Source organism: Paenibacillus sp. cl123 (assembly GCF_900101595.1).
Classification (GTDB): Bacteria; Bacillota; Bacilli; order Paenibacillales; family NBRC-103111; genus Paenibacillus_G.
Genome location: NZ_FMYY01000002.1, coordinates 579231 through 598446, shown reverse-complemented (window position 1 = coordinate 598446; position 19216 = coordinate 579231). Strand labels below are relative to the sequence as shown.

Annotated in this window: 13 protein-coding genes and 1 pseudogene; all 14 read left to right on the top strand. The window is 43.5% G+C overall.

What is annotated here, in order from left to right:
* Nucleotides 1-354: 354 nt before the first annotated feature.
* Entirely contained in the window at nt 355-1161 is an 807-nt protein-coding gene (locus tag BLR08_RS06695; RefSeq protein WP_072327301.1) for an alpha/beta hydrolase, read from the top strand.
* A 1-nt stretch (nt 1162) separates the two neighbouring features.
* On the top strand, nt 1163-2965 hold the full coding sequence (locus BLR08_RS06690; RefSeq protein ID WP_072327302.1) for a sensor histidine kinase: 1803 nt from the start codon (nt 1163-1165) through the stop codon (nt 2963-2965).
* Nucleotides 2958-4541 carry a response regulator transcription factor gene (locus BLR08_RS06685; RefSeq protein WP_072327303.1) on the top strand — a complete coding sequence of 528 codons (1584 nt, stop codon included), beginning with the start codon at nt 2958-2960 and terminating at the stop codon, nt 4539-4541. The genes BLR08_RS06690 and BLR08_RS06685 overlap by 8 nt, the downstream gene beginning before the upstream one ends.
* 134 nt (nt 4542-4675) lie before the next feature.
* Entirely contained in the window at nt 4676-5629 is a 954-nt protein-coding gene (locus tag BLR08_RS06680; protein ID WP_072327304.1) for an ABC transporter permease, read from the top strand.
* Nucleotides 5630-5659: 30 nt separating this feature from the next.
* A complete protein-coding gene (locus BLR08_RS06675; RefSeq protein ID WP_072327757.1) occupies nt 5660-6562 on the top strand; it encodes a carbohydrate ABC transporter permease in 903 nt (300 codons plus the stop codon).
* A 33-nt stretch (nt 6563-6595) separates the two neighbouring features.
* On the top strand, nt 6596-8293 hold the full coding sequence (locus tag BLR08_RS06670) for an ABC transporter substrate-binding protein (RefSeq protein ID WP_072327305.1): 1698 nt from the start codon (nt 6596-6598) through the stop codon (nt 8291-8293).
* A gap of 162 nt (nt 8294-8455) precedes the next feature.
* Complete coding sequence (locus BLR08_RS06665; RefSeq protein ID WP_176835432.1) at nt 8456-12061, top strand: glycoside hydrolase family 44 protein; 3606 nt, start codon at nt 8456-8458, stop codon at nt 12059-12061.
* Nucleotides 12062-12496: 435 nt separating this feature from the next.
* Nucleotides 12497-12640 (top strand): helix-turn-helix domain-containing protein, encoded by a 144-nt coding sequence (locus tag BLR08_RS06660; protein WP_072327307.1) that lies wholly within the window; start codon nt 12497-12499, stop codon nt 12638-12640.
* Nucleotides 12641-12994: 354 nt separating this feature from the next.
* Nucleotides 12995-13447 (top strand): hypothetical protein, encoded by a 453-nt coding sequence (locus BLR08_RS31025; RefSeq protein WP_176835431.1) that lies wholly within the window; start codon nt 12995-12997, stop codon nt 13445-13447.
* A gap of 290 nt (nt 13448-13737) precedes the next feature.
* Nucleotides 13738-14289 carry a GrpB family protein gene (locus BLR08_RS06650; protein ID WP_072327309.1) on the top strand — a complete coding sequence of 184 codons (552 nt, stop codon included), beginning with the start codon at nt 13738-13740 and terminating at the stop codon, nt 14287-14289.
* Between the two features lie 576 nt (nt 14290-14865).
* On the top strand, nt 14866-16296 hold the full coding sequence (locus BLR08_RS06645; RefSeq protein ID WP_176835430.1) for a spore germination protein: 1431 nt from the start codon (nt 14866-14868) through the stop codon (nt 16294-16296).
* Nucleotides 16297-16315: 19 nt separating this feature from the next.
* Nucleotides 16316-17407, top strand: a complete 1092-nt coding sequence (locus tag BLR08_RS06640; RefSeq protein ID WP_072327310.1) for a GerAB/ArcD/ProY family transporter — start codon at nt 16316-16318, stop codon at nt 17405-17407.
* Nucleotides 17404-18579 (top strand): Ger(x)C family spore germination protein, encoded by a 1176-nt coding sequence (locus BLR08_RS06635; protein WP_072327311.1) that lies wholly within the window; start codon nt 17404-17406, stop codon nt 18577-18579. The genes BLR08_RS06640 and BLR08_RS06635 overlap by 4 nt, the downstream gene beginning before the upstream one ends.
* A gap of 317 nt (nt 18580-18896) precedes the next feature.
* Nucleotides 18897-19016: pseudogene (locus BLR08_RS30585) on the top strand (vancomycin resistance histidine kinase VanS); the annotation flags it as partial.
* Between the last annotated feature and the right edge of the window lie 200 nt (nt 19017-19216).

The following is a 19216-nucleotide window of genomic DNA, read 5'->3' as shown; positions in this document are numbered from 1 at the left end:
TGTTGGTGGGTTTACACAAAATTCTTGACAGACCCAGCGGCCGCCTTTAAAGTCGTATTCATACCACTTCATACATTCAAAGAACACGACTTTAACAGCGGTTGGAAGCCCATATCCAATTCCCTCCCCATGCTCGAAAGTATGGGTTCAGACAAGGACCTAGCCGCAGGCTAGGTTTTTCTTATTATAGATGCAGATGTATTTGAATTAAAAGCATTATTTTACGAATTACCAAAAAATGATACTTATAGTCCGTCGACTCCATGCAATTCTTTAGATTAACATGGACCTATGTCGGTAGGAAGGTTACATGGCTCTAGATTGAATAGGATGGATAGACTAGGGGGCTGCAGAATGGCTTGGTTTGATTGTCATTTTTATTCAGAGGTGTTGGGCTTGGCAACGACTATGTATGTTCTTTTGCCCCAGCGGTCCGGACTTCAGATTGGGAATGAGATAGGCAACAATCAAGATAAGCATCCAGTGCTTTACTTACTGCATGGATTATCTGACGATCATACAGCTTGGATGCGTTATTCGTTAATCGAAAGATATGCTTCCGAAGCTGGTTTAGCTATTGTGATGCCTGCCGTGAATCGCAGTTATTATACAGATATGCTGCATGGCGGGAAATATTGGACTTTTATAAGCGAGGAATTGCCACGGTTGGTCAGGTCCTTCTTTCCTATATCAGCTGACCGCGGGCAAAATTATGTAGCTGGTCTATCTATGGGAGGGTATGGCGCCATAAAGCTGGCTATGAGTTGTCCTGATCGTTTTGCCGCAGGGGCTAGCTTGTCTGGCGCGCTTGATCTGGAAGATGGTTACCGTCAAGGGATACCTGATTTTCCATTGATCTTCGGACCTGCTGAAGGAATACCAGGCTCCAAGCATGACCTGTTTGCTAATGCAGCTCGACTGGTCGAAATCAATGGCTTAATCCCGCGCTTATACATTTGTTGCGGAACTGAGGATAAGATGTACGGACAGACAGTCCGTTTCCGCGATCATTGCTATAGGCTAGGGCTGCCGCTCACTTATGCCGAAGGACCTGGCGCTCACAACTGGGATTATTGGAATCAAAGTATTAAGGATGTGCTTTCGTGGCTTCCACTCCAACAACCATTGGGCAACACGGATCTCTCATCGGGAGAACAATAATATGTTTAAAGCTTTGGCTCGATTTGTTAATTCGATTACGATTTATAACAAACTGCTGTTATCCTATTTTGTCGTAGTAGCGATTCCTGTTCTTTTGGTTGGTGTCATGCTCACGCAATCTCTTAGGGAAATGGCATTAGATAATGCGATTAGAAGATCTATGGAAAGTGTCGAAAAAATCAGGAATCGGACGAATGAAATTATTAGGACACCAATTAACATCTCGAACGAAATTTTGCTGGATAAAAAGTTAAGGAGGATCGTGAATACGGAGTATGAATTCACCTATGAAGTAGTGAAGGCTTACTCGGAGTATACCGATTTTAAGGATTATTTGCGTCTGAACAAGGTCATATCAGGCATCCAATTTTACACAAAAAATGCAACTATGCTCAACAATTGGGAGTTTTTTTATGAGGATGATCAGATTTCTTCCAAGGCTTGGTTTCAAGACGCAATGAATGCCAAAGGACGGATCGAATGGCGCTATCTGTCTAATGAAACAATCGGTGGCGGCTTTATGATCAGTTTAATACGAAAAATCGCGTTTTATGGGGATAGCAACTATGGAATGCTGGTTATAGGCATAGATCCCGCAGTTTTCCAAACTATGCTAAGCGAAGAGCCATTTGAGACGATGTTAATCACAGACGATGGATTCGTTGCAGCAGCAAAGAAAATGGATTTAGTCGGCAAGACGGTTGATGAACTAAATTTGAATGTTATGGAGGAGGGTCTGCAGGGGCAAAGCGTGATTGAAAATGAAATCGTTTACAATGGAAAGCCATCTAAGGTAATTGTGAATCATTATTTGCCGGATGCCAGTCAAAGCGGTTTCAAAATAGTTTCCATTATTCCTGTTCAAAGCATTGTCCATGAGGCAAATCGAATTAGTATATTCAGCTTTACGATCATCAGTATAAGCATATTAATCGCAGTTATCCTAATCCTCGTATTCTCCAATACGCTAGGAAGACGATTGAAGAAATTGAGTAAGGAAATTAAGAAAGTTGCTCTGGGTAATCTCTCGGCATTTTCAGAGATGGAAGGCAAGGATGAAATCGGGCAACTGTCCCGACAGTTTAATTCCATGGTTAGCAGTATTCGGGATTTAATGGAGGAAGTATCCACAGCAAACCTGCAAATGAATCAATTGATCGACAAGCAGAAGGAAATCAAGTTGAAAATGTTGGCCAGCCAGATCAATCCGCATTTTCTGTTTAACACGCTGGAAACGATTCGAATGAAAGCCCATATACGCAAGGAATTGGAGATTGCGCATGTCGTTATGCTGCTAGGCAAATTAATACGGAAAAATTTGGAGTTCGGCAATGACAAGATTCCTTTAGCAGAAGAACTTGAAAATGTACAAGGCTATTTGTCCATTCAAAAATTCCGATATGGTGACCGGCTTAATTTTCACGTGGACGTTCAGAAAAGGGCTATGTCTTTCAAAATTTTCCCTCTCATTTTACAGCCTTTAGTGGAGAATGCAGTCATTCATGGTCTTGAATGCAAAGAGGATCCCTGCACAATTCGTATACACGTACATTTTGTAGACCGGCGGCTGCAGATTTCAGTCATCGATGATGGTAACGGCATGGAATCTGAGCAATTGGAACGTGTCGTGCATACGCTCAATGAGCCAGACGAGGAGACGCAGACGCACATCGGACTTAGAAACGTCCACCAGAGAATTCGATTATCCGATGGCGAAGAATATGGTCTTTGGATCGAAAGTGTATCTGGAAAGGGGACAAGAGTTACTTTACATTTGAAGGTGGAGGGGGAAGGATATGTTTAAAGTGATGCTTGTAGATGACGAGCCGTCCATCCGGGAAGGGCTGAGGACGCTTATCGACTGGGAGCGATTCGGTTTCCGGATTGCTGGTGATGCCCATAATGGCAAGCAAGGTCTTGAACAATGGGCAAAGGTGAAGCCAGATCTCATCCTAACAGACATTCGAATGGCTGGAATGGACGGACTTGCTATGATCGAGGAGATTAGAAAGCAGGACATGAGATGCCAATTTATTCTATTGACTGGCTATTCCGATTTTCAATATGCCCAGAGAGCGATCCAATATGGTGTCGACAGCTATTTGCTCAAGCCCGTTGATCCAGTTGAACTGCAGGATCGGTTGGGACGCGTATATAAACAATTGTCTGAAGAACTGGCGGATCAGAAACAGAAAGCCAGTATGCTTCAGCTATATCACGAAGAGCTGCTCCAAAGAATCGTAGTGGGTAATGAGGGTGAGGAAGGGCATTCGGCAGCTGTAAGGGAACTGGGTTTGGAATGGAAGATTTACCGAGTATTATTGGTTCAGTTGGAATCCTCGCACCCCGGCTCTGAGGAAGTTGCAGAAAAGTCAAAGAGAGCGGCGAAACAGCAGTTACAGCAAGCCATTGCAAATAAGGGACTCGGTTATGTGTTCACACTGGAAGGTTTCATAGCTATTTTACTGAAGGAGGTATTACCTGCATTCATAAGACCACTGCTCGAGGAGACAAGAAATAGGGGCGCCGCCGAATATAAAACACAGATGACTGTTTTCATTGGACATGAAGTGAGGTTGAAGAAGGAGCTTCCTCACTCCTATCGAACGGCTTTGAAACTTGCAGTCCATGCATTCATTTATCGCAGTGGAGACGAGATGATGATTGCGGATTATGACCAAGCGAGTAATTTTTCTCAACGGTTATCTGCTTCTTCCGAAACAGATGTGGGTGAATTTTTTCAGATGGATCAAGCTGTGGAGAAGCTGATGTTCGCCGTTGAAGCTGTTAACAGGAAGCTTATTGGCAAAATACTAGGTGATCTGGCCTGTCAGCTTATAAGGACAGAATATTCGGAGTCCAGAATCAAATCGAGCTTCGCACTCGTGTATACGAAGATTATTTTCGGCCTGTCCCAGACAAGCGGTGTCTCGAAGGAGAGCATGGTTCCGTTTGAGAAGTTTGAATACCAGATAGATGCTTACCGTTGTCTTGCGACCTTGCTCACCGATCTGGAAAATTGGTTATGTGAGATCGCGGATGTGGTAAATGTGGAGGGAACGGATAAAGGTTTTGGCCGCATGCTCATGTTTATCCGGCGTCACTACGATAAAGATTTGAAGCTTGAGTCGTTGGCCGAAATGTTTCACTACAACAGTAGTTACTTGGGAAAGTTATTCAAACAACAAACGGGCCAATACTTCAATACCTACCTGGACAACCTGCGAATCGAAAGAGCAAAGGAATTGTTACTGCAAGGATTAAAGGTGCATCAAGTTGCGAAGCTGGTAGGTTACGCGAATGTTGACTATTTTCATGGGAAGTTTAAAAAATATGTCGGGCAATCTCCCTCAGGATACCGTGATGACTCTAAACTATAACAAGGGGGTGTGCATGTAGAATGCACACCTCTAATTTTTATATGAAAATTAAGCGAAAAATTCGGGTATTGGGACTTTATTAAATTTGTTACGCTGTTAAAGCAAGAAGAAAACGTTTACAAAGGAGAGATGAAATGGAGGTAAAAGCAAAGAGAGGGGCTCTCTTAGTAGGGAAGAAAAAAAGGTTATGGCAGCAAATATCCAAGCAGCGATACTTGTTGCTGATGTCATTTCCCTTTGTCCTTTGGGTGTTTGTATTCAATTACATACCCGTTTGGGGATGGACGATGGCTTTTCAGAATTATCGGCCGGGGAAGTCGTTCTGGACGCAGAATTGGGTTGGTTTCGAGCAATTTGTAGAGCTGTTCTCGGACGAAAGGTTTTATATGGTTATGCGAAATACACTTGCCATGAGTTTCCTAAGCCTGCTTATTGGGTATACCGTACCCATCGTATTCGCCATCCTTCTGAATGAGATTCGCAGAGCAAAGTTCAAAAAGGTTATTCAAACGATTACTTATTTGCCTCATTTCGTTTCTTGGGTCATTGTGGCCGGATTGATTTACAAAATGCTCTCGATCGATAGCGGGATTGTCAATGAACTCCTGCTTTTCCTTCATCTCATTGACGAGCCGGTGCAATTCATGGCTCAACCCAAGTCATTCTGGCTAATCGTTACTTTATCTGACATGTGGAAGGAGACGGGCTGGAACTCCATTATTTTTTTGGCAGCGATAGCAAGCATTGATCCTGAGCTTTATGAGGCGGCAACGATCGATGGAGCGGGACGATTCCGACGTATCTGGCATATCACACTTCCAGGTATCAAGACAACGATTATGGTGATGCTGATCTTGTCGATCGGTTGGCTGACGAGTATCGGATTTGAAAAACAATATTTGTTAGGCAACCCGCTAGTAAAAGATTACGCGGAAGTACTGGATTTGTACGTACTTAATTACGGCATCAACGTGGGCCGATATTCGTACGGCACGGCAATCGGGATCTTCAACTCGGTGGTAAGTATTATATTGCTGCTGACAGCTAATGCCATATTTAAGCGGTTCACTAAGGAAAGTGTTATTTAGCGGAAAGGAGGAAGGAAGCAGCCTGTGGATATGCATTTGGGAAAACGCTCGAATCGGGCGGACAGATGGTTTGAAGGTTTCTTGTATGTTTTTATGATTGGAATGGGTATCTTGACGGTTTATCCTTTTGTGAATGTGCTGGCGATCTCACTTAATGATTCGACGGATTCCGTGCGAGGAGGTATCTATATATGGCCCCGGAATTTCACTTTGGAAAATTATCGAACAATCTTTCAATACAAACTGTTGTTAACAGCATTCCAGAACTCCGTTTTGCGCACGGTCTTGGGAACCATTCTAGGGATCATCAGTGCTTCGATGCTTGCGTACACGCTTAGTCGGAAAGATTATTTTGCGCGCCGGTTCATTTCCTTTGTACTGGCACTTACGCTTTATTTTTCCGGGGGAATGGTGCCGGTTTACATGCTGATGAGGGAGCTGCATTTACTGAATTCGTTTTGGGTGTACATACTGCCCGGCCTTGTGAACGCCTGGAACGTCTTCGTCCTGAGATCCTATATGGATGGCTTGCCTTATAGTCTTCAAGAATCCGCGAAACTGGATGGGGCGAGCGATTGGACCATTTATTGGCGGGTCATTTTGCCTCTATGCAAGCCAGTGTTGGCGACGATAGCGCTTTTCATAGCCGTTGCACAGTGGAACGCATGGTTCGATACTTTCTTGTACAACAGTGGCAAAGAAGGGCTAACGACTCTGCAGTATGAGCTTATGAAAATATTGCGGAATACGGCTAACAGCGGAGGAGGCCAAAGCCAACTGCACAATCTGGATGGTGCGCAATCGATGCAAGTTTCACCGGAATCCATACGTATGGCCATAACGATTGTCGCAACAACGCCGATTCTCGCTGTATATCCGTTCTTACAGAAATTTTTTGTCAAAGGGTTAACGCTAGGTGCAGTCAAAAGCTGAATGATTCGATTAAAAAAAGGAAGAGGTATATCGATGAAAAGAAAAATAGGCAAATTGCTTTTCTTGTGTACGACTGTGTGTGTGGTTGCTGTTTCAGCGACAGGATGCCAATTCAAGGATTCAACAGATTCAATATCAACAGGAACATCAGGTGCGGATGAAAAATCAGGAGAGAAATTACCCCCAATAACTTTCACCATGTATGGGGCGACGCCGAATCCGAATTTTGAAAATATGGAAAGTCCGGTCGGCAAGATCATTACGGAGAAAACAGGTGTAAAGCTGAAGATGGAATATGCTGTCGGTGAAGAAAAGCAAAAAATATCACTAATGGCGGCGAGCGGCGATTACCCGGATCTGATTTTCGCACATGGGAGTGAAAATGTTTTAGTAGAAGCAGGAGCCTATATCGACTTAACTGAACTGATTGAGAAACATGCTCCTAATATCAAAAAGCTGTATGGTGACTATTATAAACGACTGCGCTGGAGTACGACGGATAAATCGATCTACACTTTGGGTGCTCTCGGTGTTAATCAACAGAAATGGGAGCCAGCGACAGGCTTTCAGCTGCAGCATGAGGTCGTGAAGGAATTAGGTTATCCCAAGCTAAAGACCATCCAGGACTTTGAGAAGGCGATTCAGACCTATAAAGATAAATACCCGAAGATTGATGGCCAGCCAACGATTGGACTTTCGATTTTGGCTGACGACTGGAGATATAAGATTTCGGTTACCAATCCGGCATTATTCGCTACGGGCGGGCCAGATGACGGTGAGTTCTATGTGAATCCCGATTCGAAAAAAACAGTTTATCATTACACGAGACCGGAGGAAAAGGAATACTTCCGCTGGCTCAACCATATGAACGATGTGGGGCTGCTCGATCCTGAAAGTTTTGTTCAAAAATATGATCAATATGTGGCTAAGATATCGTCAGGCCGTGTACTTGGTCTAAGTGATGCGAAATGGGAATATAGAGATGCAGAGCAGGCTCTTAGACAGGCAGGTAAGCTAGGACGTATGTATGGAACTTATCCGTTAACCCTCAACGAATCTTACAAGTATGCCGATTTCCAAACAGGCGGATATTCCGGGGGAACTGGGGTTGGGATTTCCAAGAAATGCAAGGATCCGGTAAGAGCCATCAAGTTCCTCGATTGGCTGGCTTCTGAAGAGGCTCAAATATTGAACAACTGGGGAATCGAAGGTGTGCATTACAAGATCGAAAATGGTAAACGCGTAATTCCACAAGAAGAAATGACAAAGCGGTTAAACGATCCTCAATACGGCAAGAAAACGGGAATCGGTGTTTATCTGTATCCCTTCCCTGAATATGGAAATGGTGTACTGGATTCTACGGGTCAAACCATAACAATTCGTTCTAAGGATCAAATTAAGGCGAGTTATACGGATATTGAAAAAGAGGTTTTATCCAAATATAACGCAAGTATGTGGATGGATCTGTATCCGCCAGCTTCTGATTTTCCAGTGAAACCTTGGGGTGACGCATGGCAAATCAGTATTCCTCAGAATTCACCTGCGTATGTCATTTCCCAAAAGACGGAGGATATTGTCAAGAAAAGAGTGCCGGAAGCCGTTCTGGCGAAGCCTGAAAAGTTTGACCAGATCTGGGAAGTATTCATGAAAGAATTGGAAGCCGTAGGTGTCCACAAGATGGAAGAGGAGTTTAACAAGCTGTTGAAGGATCGCTTAGAGCTTTGGAAATAAGCTCCATGCAGATCTAAGGTTAGGTTATTGGTTATGAGCAGCGAATCCTGCATGTATACATGCAGGATTCGTGAAGGGGGGTGGCTGTGAAAGCACACGGGTCAGACATGATGGCTGGAAAATTCTGAAGGAAATCAGAAGAATTGAAAGGAGAACATGTTGATGCCATTAACCATGAACAAAACCTCATTCCGTTTTATCGTCGTCGTCCTTGTTTCTTTATTCATCTTACAGACTATGTTTACATTTGGTGCACCTGGCAGGGCGCACGCAGCAGCAACATTTACAGTTTCAGCTCTGGCTACCCCTTCCAACGTGGCGCCAGGTTCCAGTGTGACATTGAACGTGAACGTTGCTTCATCAGAAGCTGGATCCGTACTGGTAGATGTAGAAATCTTTAATGCTTCATTAACGAGAGTTAAACAACTGGTTGTTGATAATGTTCAAATTGCAGCAAGTGGCAGCACGAACGTGCCTTTTGTGTGGGAGGTCCCAGCTAATTTACCTGAAGGGACTTACTCAGTAAGTGTAGGCATTTTTGGGGCTGGTTGGAGTTCAGGCATGAGTAAATGGGTCGCTGGCGCGGCTCATGTGACAGTTAGCGGCGGAACGCAGTCGGTTAACTTCACGAGCAGTGCAGCGGTCAATCCTGAAACAACCCATCCTGGTGGGACATTGAATGTTAATGCAGCCATTACAGCTAGTCAGGATATAAGTGCTTTAGTCGAACTAAGGGTAATGCAGCCAGATGGCACCAACGTTAAGACAGAAACGTATACGGAGGCATTTGTAGCCTCACAAACCAAAACTATGGCAACCCAATGGAATGTGCCCTTAAATGCTCAGCTTGGAGCTTACAGAGTTGAGCTAGGGGTATACAACGCTGACCGTTCCCAGACCTATCATATGAACGCACAGGCCGGTCAATTCAACGTAACTTCACCAACGCAGCCGTCGATAGGCATTCCAACTAACCTGCAGGCGGTTCCTTCACAAGCTGCTGTTGGCTTATCCTGGAATGCTGTAACTAGCGCAACCTACTATGATTTAGAGGTAGATGGAACGATAGTTAATAATATTGGAACCACTTCTTATTCGCATACTGGTTTGCAAGCTGCTACTTCACATACGTACAGAGTGAGAGCCAAGAATGTGCAGTTGACAGGAGAATGGAGCTCTTTGGTCACAGTGACTACGTTATCCGAGCCTGTGTCAGGGACGATCAAGGTGCAGACCAAAACATCCGGAAGTTCCTCCTCGCAGCAGTTGTCGCCTGGGTTTGAAATAACGAATACGGGCAGCCAGCCTATATCGCTTAGTGATATCCGTGTCCGTTACTATTTTACGATCGATACGTGGGAGACGATGTCTGTGAATTTCTGGACGACAGTCAACAGCAATAGCAACGTGCTCACCGAAATTGTCTCCATGCCAATGACGACAGAGACGGCCGATCATTTCCTGGAAATCGGTTTCACCGCTGATGCCGGCTTGCTGCAGCCCGGAGCCAAGAAGGGTGTTTACACATGGATGAACAAAAGTGACTGGTCTTCTTTCAATCAGACCAACGATTACTCCTATAGAAGCAATTCGTCAAGCTATATGGATAATGATAAAGTCGCGGGTTTGGTTGCCGGCGAGCTAAAGTGGGGATCTTCTCCAATTCCGTTCGACTTACCGGCATTCCCGGAACAAATTGCGGTAACACCAACTTCACCGACAACCCTTCTCGTTACCTGGGAACCCGTAATTGGAGCGACGAGCTACGATATCGATGCAGACGGTACCGTGACAACGAATCTGACATCTCCACAGTTCACCGACCAATGGTTGAATCCCAATATACCTCATACCTATAGAGTAAGAACACATCAGGATTCGATATATGGTTATTGGAGCGAGCCGATTACCGTGCGAATGACGAATGCGTCAATCTTGCCTCCGCCGGTTAACATCAAGGCGACCAAGACCACAAATTCGATTAGCTTGACATGGGATAATCTGAAAGAATCCGTTACAGAGTACGAGGTTGAAACGGATGGGCTCGTACAGAGCGCAGGAAGCGCAAGCTCTTATACGCATAGCACTCTGACTCCGGGTTCGTTGCATTCCTACAGAGTTAGAGCAAAGAATGGCCTTGTTATCGGAGACTGGAGCCCGCTGATCAAGCTGAACACATTAAGCACGCCGACAGGCACCTTTACTGTCGATTTTACGGTAGACCCGTCAGCCGAGAGAGCACCCATCAGCCCTTACATTTATGGAACGAATGAGAACATGACCGGAACCGAGAATTTCAAGTCGAGGAGAATGGGCGGCAATCGTTTAACTACTTACAATTGGGAGACGAATGCGTCCAATTCCGGCAAGGATGTTACTGGACAGCCAAATGACAATTATGTCCCCTTTTACTACGGTGAAGTGCCATCGTCTCAATACAATATTCCAGGGATAGCGGTCACAGCTTTCCATGAAAAATCATTGGCACAAGGTGCCTTGTCGTTAGTCACTCTACAAGCCGCAGGCTATGTAGCTAATGACAAGAATGGAAGTGTGAGCGCCAGTCAGACAGCGCCTTCTGCCAGATGGGCGGAAGTTAAAGCGAAGAAAAACACTCCGTTCTCGCTTGTACCTGATGTAACGGACCAGGTTGATTATATGGACGAATTCGTAAACTTCCTTGTGAATCGTTTTGGCAATGCAAGTACGCCAAACGGAGTCAAAGCGTATCTTATTGATAACGAGGCTGGTCTGTGGTCCGAAACTCATCCCTATATGCATCCGGCACCTGCGGGAGGCGCTGAAGTGCTCAATAAGTCGATCGAGTTGGCCAAAGCGGTCAAGAATATCGATCCTTATGCCCAAATTTTCGGTTTGGGGGCTTATGGATTTAGCGAATTCTATAACATGCAGCAGGCTCCAGACTGGAGCCAGCTTAAAGGCAACTATGATTGGTATATGGATTACTATCTGGATAAAATGCGCAGGGAATCGGCCAAAGAAGGAAAGCGGTTGCTCGATGTGCTCGATGTTCACTGGTATCCGGAGGCAACAGGAGGCGGCGTAAGAGTTACACGAAGCGATACGAATAATAATATCGAGGCTAATAAAGCGCGGATTCAGGCCACAAGAACACTTTGGGACCCAAGCTACAAGGAAACTAGCTGGATTACCGGCAACTCGAATTTCTTTTCCTTTTTACCGCTTATCCCCAGATTGCAACAGTCAATTGACCTCTATAACGAGGATACCAAGATTGGGTTCTCGGAATACAATTATGGGGGTGAAAATCATATTTCCGGTGGTATTGCATTAGCAGATGTGTTGGGTATATTCGGGAAGACAGGGGTCTACTCGGCGCAATATTGGAAAACCGTAAAACAAGTAAGCGATGCTCCATATTCTTCGGCAGCGTTCAGAATATTTAATAATTATGATGGCAATAAGTCCGAATACGGGAATATTAAGGTCCAGGCAGAAACGAACAATATTGAAAATAGCGCCATTTACGGATCTGTATTCGCCGATAGCAATAACAATCTTCACCTGATTGCGATTAATAAAAACTATGATTATGATATGAATGCCGTCTTCCATATCGGCGGAGAGACGTATAGCGCTGCACGTGTGTGGGCTTTCGACAGCAATAGTTCTGTTATTACGGAGCGTCAGCCTATTACGCAAATTAATGGATCATCCTTCTCCTATACCATTCCCAAACTTACCGTGTGCCATATTGTACTAACCAAGACGTCTGCAGGGCAATAAGTTTCAACAAGAGAGAAGTCGGTATAGAGCCGATTTCTCTTCTGCATGTGCGCCGCGCATAGCGATTAACTAGGCGGTGAAAGTCCGTGCAAGGCGGATTCTATGATCTAATGGAAGCGATGGAATCTCTTCTTTTCTGATTATTATCGACTTATTATCGACAAGTCACTGCGTAAACTAATGGAATCGCCGTTAACCGAACGGTACTTATGGTGGCATGGGAGGTCGGCTACTCAACTAATGGGTAGCCTCCTACCCGAGGTCAGACTCCAGAACCGTCATTAGCCCGGCTTTCATGAAAAATTGAGGACATAAAGTCTATCCCAAGCTGCGATCATTTATTATCTAATGAAAATGATACTTATAGTCCGTCGACTCGGCTCATGATGTAGCTTAGGATTTATTTATACCCATAAACCAGAAGGATGCGTTTTTATGAATATTATGCAAGATTTTGGACCACGTCTTAAAGAATTAAGACTACAATCAAATATGTCTCAAGACAAGCTTGCCTCACTCTCTGGACTGGACAGGACGTATATTGGGGGTGTGAAGCGTGGCGAACCAGCACCGGATTGATCCGCTCGGATTTTTGAAAGAATTACAAAAGGATTACGGTGGCGTGGCCCAAATAAGATTTGGTCCGCAGACTATGTACGTTATTTTCATATTTACTTAGGTTAGGAGAATTACTTAAATGGATATTCAAGCTGAATTTGGATTTCGCTGCAAACAACTTCGAGCTCGATCCGGAATGTCCCAGGAAATGCTGGCAATATGTTCTCAATAGAACGATTTTCCGATACTCCTGCCTATCAACGGCAAGATTTCATACAACCCATCTCAGAACGATTTAAATACCATACGGATTTTGAAAATAGAATATTATCTTTTCAGATTAGTGGACTGTTAAACGCGGAGCATGTTGAATGCATGTCGAAAACATGGTCTAAAATAAGTGCATTATTTGGGGATAAAGATATAAGTGTATTTTTCGACTATCGTGGCATGATCGCTTCTGATGGTGAGCCCGCGGTCTTTTTACCCGAGGTTGCGGAAAAGGCGGGCATGTTCCAAAAGAAACTGACTTCAAATATAAATCGATTGGTAACACTCTGTAATTCTGAATACATGAAGCAACAATTAAATCATGTTTCAGCGATTAGTAATAATTCAGATAGATCACTCAACCTGTTTGGAAACAATAAGGAAATGATTGGTAAGGCTTATGAACTCTTAGGTATAATTGATAATGAACTTATCAAAGCAACGACGTCGGTAGCACAGCCTGCAAGGTTCCTAGGACGAACAATCCGGCCAGCCGACGAAGGAACCGGGGGAAGAACGCGACACCTTTCCAGACTGCAGAATCAACTTGAAGCGTAAAGCTGTATCCGAAGAGGAAAGAGAACAGAAGGTAGAACTTCATCTTGGACAGCAAGGAGTATGCGAACACAACGTCAAATAAGAAAAAATATGCTGGTTACACCTTGCTTGTTTCCTGTTAAAGAGACAAACACCAAACTTCGAAGAACTTCTTTTTCTTCCTAACAGGTTAATATCGATCAAACGTGGAGAATCTTATCTCAAATAGTGGTAAAGCTAAAAATGGAAATAATAGATAAATATGGATTTTTGATTTTCATGGAAAAATAAAAAGAAAGGGATGCATAGGCATGAGTGAAGAAATAAAAATTGTTAAATATAATCCACAATGGGCAATTGATTTTGTACAAGAAAAGTGCATCTTATCCTCGCTTCTTGGTGATCAAGCTATTGCTATTGAACACATTGGAAGTACGTCCATTCCTGGTCAAGAAGCAAAGCCAATAATCGATATCTTCGTTGGAGTGTCACCTTTTTCAGAGTTAGCTTACTATAAATCTATACTTGATTCAGAGTTATACCATTACATTCAAACGGACATGAGTAGTAGATATTTATTCTATAAATACACAGATGGAGTCTGGACCCATAACATACACATCATCCCTTACAATGTTGAGTTCTATAACAGAAATGAATTGATATTAAGAGATTATTTGAAAGAACACCCTAAATTAGTTCAAAAATATGGGGAACTCAAGAGAAATTCCGCTAAAAATTTTAATGTGAACTTGGATGAATATACCCGTTCTAAAACGGAATTTATACAACATGTAATTGATGTTGCAAGAACTAAAAAAGGACTGCCTTTACAAGATGTTTGGACTAACGAGTTAAAGTAAATAAAACATTACCGCCTGTTCAGAGTAGGCGGTTTTTTTGTGGTCGAGAAACAACAATAAAATTTAATAAAATAGGGCATTGAATTAACGAGCAGCATTCCTATATTAAAGAAAGAACCAAAAAGGCTCCTCAGTATCATGTTAGTGGGTCCCAAAGCTGGCCTGCGACCGGATCCAAAAACAAACCAAGGAGACTACAAGATGCATGCTACTCAAAATGAACGAATTATTACTCTCAATCCAAGTAACAAAGCGGCATCTCTGCCAGGCCGTTTTGTCTTTATTTAAACGCATCTAGATTTTTTCTCAGTAGCAGGTTCACCATAAATGAATATAATTCGTACAGCTTTGGAATTCTAGACTTATGTATTTGAGGAGAATTGAGGAAAACTTCATGTGGCCTAGTTTCTATGTTTTCTTTCCAAAACTGTCTTCTTTGATTGGGGCATTTATCTCCTTTCTAATCCCATACACGATTGACCGGATATTTCGATTGATATCGAGTTCTATTAGAAGAAGGTGAGAGTGTTGCCGCAACCGAAGTTCACAGCAGGTCTCCAGGATAATTTGATTATCATGAAAGAAATCTTGGGAGGCAGTATGGATTTTATGATCCGTACGCTTACGATTCAACCTGCGTGGAAAGCAGCAGTCGTGTACATAGACGGATTGTTAGAAAAAAACGTCTTGAATGACCAAGTTATCAAGCCTTTGTTGAACTTGCAGTCTACGATGCCGCAGTTAGCTTACAGAGATCCTGAACAGCTTATGCAATTTATTTCCGATTCGATAGTTTCAATCTCGGAAGTTCAAGCTGTTAGGCAGGTAAACGAATGTACTTCACAAGTGCTGCAAGGGAATGCAGCATTATTTCTTGAAGGCGTTGCATATGTGATTATTCTTGGTACGGCAGATTGGGAAAGCCGTGCGATAGAGGAACCTTTTTCTGAAGCGGTGGTAAGAGGTCCGCGGGAAGGATTCGTCGAGAAGCTCAAACTTAATATTTCGCTGATCAGACGCCGGATCAAAGATCCTCATTTAACCATTCACAATTATAAAATCGGTCGACGTTCCAAAACCGACGTTGCTCTATTATATGTGGAAGGGATAACCAACCCCGATTTGATCAAAGAAGTAAAGGATAGGATCGAGCAGATTGATATCGATGAAATTCCTGAGTCCGGTTTTATCGAACAACTCATTGAGGATAATTCCCTCTCTCCTTTCCCACAGGTACAAAATACAGAGCGTCCCGATAGGGTCGCCAGTGCCTTATTGGAAGGGCGAATAGCATTAATCATCGACGGTACGCCTATCGCTTTAATTGTCCCGGTTACCTTGGCTGTATTGATGACCTCCTCGGAAGATTATTACGAGCGATGGCTTCCTTCCTCTTTGATTCGACTAATACGTTATGGTGCTGCGCTCATTTCACTATTCCTCCCGGCACTATACATTGCTTTAATTTCTTATAATCATGGTTTGATTCCTACCAAGCTAGTCTTGTCGATCGCTGCCGGAAGAGAAGGGGTTCCTTTTCCATCTTTGATCGAAGCGTTAATTATGGAAATTACGCTGGAGATTCTAAGGGAAGCTGGTTTGAGATTACCCAAGCCCATCGGGCAGGCCGTAGGTATTGTAGGCGGTTTGGTGATAGGGGAAGCTGCTGTGCAGGCTGCAATCGTGAGTCCAGTCATGGTAATAGTGGTAGCTTTAACTGCCATATCATCTTTTGCCTTTCCTCAGTATGCCGCTGGTTTAGCTATTCGTATGCTCCGATTTGCCTTGATGATAGCCGCGTCTGTGCTGGGACTGTACGGGATTATTTTGATGGTTCTTCTCATATCGGCTCACTTGATGAAGTTAAAGAGTTTCGGAGTGGAATACATGAAGCCGTTTGTTCCGATTCGTTCGAGCAATTGGAAGGATTTAATCCTCAGACTGCCGCTCCAAAAGATGAAACAGCGCCCAGAAATGGTTAAGCCCATCGATCGTCGTCGCAGATAAAGAAGGGCAGGGAGAGTGTATGTTTACGAATAATAAAGGTGAAATCACATCGACCCAGATAGCCGCGATCGTAGCAAAAAGTATGATTGGAACAGGGATTCTTATTTTGCCTCGCGAAATAGCGAAAAGTACGGATTCTCCAGATGGCTGGATATCTGTCATCTTAGGCGGTTTAATAACGCTATGCGCAGGATATATAGTAATGAAATTAAATCTTATGTTCCCGAAACAAACGATTTTTCAGTACGGCAATACCATTGTTGGAAAATATCTAGGGATCTTCAACAGTCTCATAGTTATAGCCTATTTTACTATTTCTGCAGGTTATTTGCTACGGGTCTTAGGTGAAGTTATTCGGATGTATCTATTAGTCGAAACTCCGATTGAAGTGACCATGATCGCTTTTTCAAGCGTGGCTGTTTATTTGACATTGGGAGGAATCCAGCCGATTGCGCGCTTCATTGAGTTTTTCTTCCCTCTTATCATTGTCATTCTGATTGCTTTAATTGCTTTAAGCTTTCGGGAGTTTGAAGTAGATAATATCCGTCCAGTTCTTGGAAACGGGGGTTACCCCGTACTCAAAGGCATCGTTCCTTCTGCTCTTTCATATAGCGGTTATCAGATCATGCTGATTCTTGCAGCGTATGCCAAGGCGCCGGAAAAGGCCGTGAAATTGGCTCTGACGGGTATTTGTATTGTGATTATTTTGTATACAATGGTTGTTATTGTTTCGATCGGAACTTTAACCGTAGAGGAAGTTAAAACTGTAACTTGGCCAACAATGTCAGTCGCCAAAGATATTGACTTGCCTGGGGGATTCTTTGAGAGGTTTGAATCCATGTTCTCTGTGCTCTGGGTGATAAGTATGTATACAGCGTTTGTCCCATATCACTTTGTGGCAAGTTTAGGTTTAGGGGAGCTTTTCCACAAGAATTATCAGAGCTTTGCTTACTTGTTGCTTCCTTTTATCTATATTTTCGCAACGTATCCGAAGGATTTGAATGCTGTATTTCGACTAGGGAATTTTGTGGCATATTATTCAATATTTACGATGGTCGTGATTCCCCTCTGCTTATGGATCATTGCTAGGATGAGGAGGATCGGAACTTGAAAGCATGTGGCACTTTACGGATTGCCATCGCTCTGACAAGCCTCATGATTTTAAATGGATGTTGGGACCGAGTGGAAATCGAAGACGTAGGTATAACTCTCGGCATCGGTTTTGATATGCCAGATAAAAATACAATGCCTAGTGATAAGGAAAAACAGCTAATTTCCATGACCCATCATTTTGCCATTCCTGAACAATTCTCATCCAAAGGAGGTACCACAGCAAAAAAATCATATACAAACCTGGCCAGTACAGGGGAACAAGTCTTGGAAAACGTTAGTGAAATATCGATGCGCTTGTCCCGCACTCCCAGCTACGAGCATCTAAGAGTTATTGTTATCAATGAGAACGTGGCGAAAACCATTGCTTTGAAAAATATTATTAACTTCTTACTGCGAAATAGTGAGACAAGGAGATCAATGCCCGTCTTAATTTCACAAGGACCAACGATCCAAGTTTTTGAAAAGGAAGCCATTGCAACAAATCCCGCAGTGAAATTAAGGGGAATGACAGAAAATTTCCGCAAAACTTTAAGTATACCGCCATCCCTTAAGTTAGGAGATCTGTCAGAAAAGCTTACCGGAAAGAAAAGCTTTGTCATTCAGAAAGTAGTGACCACAGCCACAGAATCCAAATTGTCAGGTGCTGCCGTGGTCAAGGGGGAAACTGGGAAAATGGCGGGATGGCTATCTGAGGAAGAAACCACAGGGTTAAATTTACTTTATCCGGATCATCAAAGACGAGGTGTAATAAAAGGAATTGATAAGAGAAGCGGGGGGCCATTAGTCTTTGAGGTACATCATTTAAACAGAAAAATTACGCCGCGACTGTTCGAAGACAGGGTTGATTTTGAAGTTGAGTTGAATGTAGTTGGCCGCCTTCGAGAGGACTGGGTATTTCCAGGTAACGCATTTGATCAAGAATTCGTCGCAAGATCTGAGTCTGCAATCAAGCAATCCATCGAGAGACTTATTAATAAGGCACTTTCTAAAACACAAAAAACGTTTAAAGTCGATGTAGCAGGTTTTGGAAAGAGACTTCAAATTAAAAATCCCAAGTTATGGAGTAAACTGAAGGATAATTGGGATGATAGGTTCACCCAGTCTGTAATTAACGTCAAGGTTGTTGTGAAAATTATCGAGTTTGGAACGACAGCGACTAAAAAAGGGTAGAAGAGAACCGAGTCGATTGTTCGGGACACAACCATGATTGCTTACAGAATCTAGGCAATGTCCCGAACATTGGCACGCCGCTGCTGACGCGAGCCGGGGAAATGTCTCCGCTGGACACATGCGTGGTCGAGCTATCCAGCTTCCAGTTGATGGACATGACGTGCTCTCCCTATGTAAACGGCGACAACCCAGCGACCGCCACACTGCAAGGACGGGGACGGACTAATTATTTCGGTGCGCAAATGATCCGGGAAGTCAAGAAAAGGTGCGGCTTTCATCCTTTTGGTGGAACGGTACCGGCTTTCATCCTTTTGAATGGCTTATTCATTGCGAAAAATATTGTCGAACAGCATCAAGGCGCGATCTCGGCCCAAAGCGACCGAATTCGTACGCTCTTTGAAGTCCGTCTCCCGCAAAGCATCGTATCCGAAGGATAATCAGACTACCAATCATTTAATAAAAATTTTATTTTTACCCCACCTATTCTTTAAACAGTCCTCCCTATTCTAAAGCTAGATGAATAGATGGAGGAAACTGAGAATGAATAAGTGGGGATTTTTGTGTCGCTAATACCCGCAAACGATCTTGAAATAGCTCTAATGGCGGATTGATTCGGTTAAATCGCAGTATGTGGAAA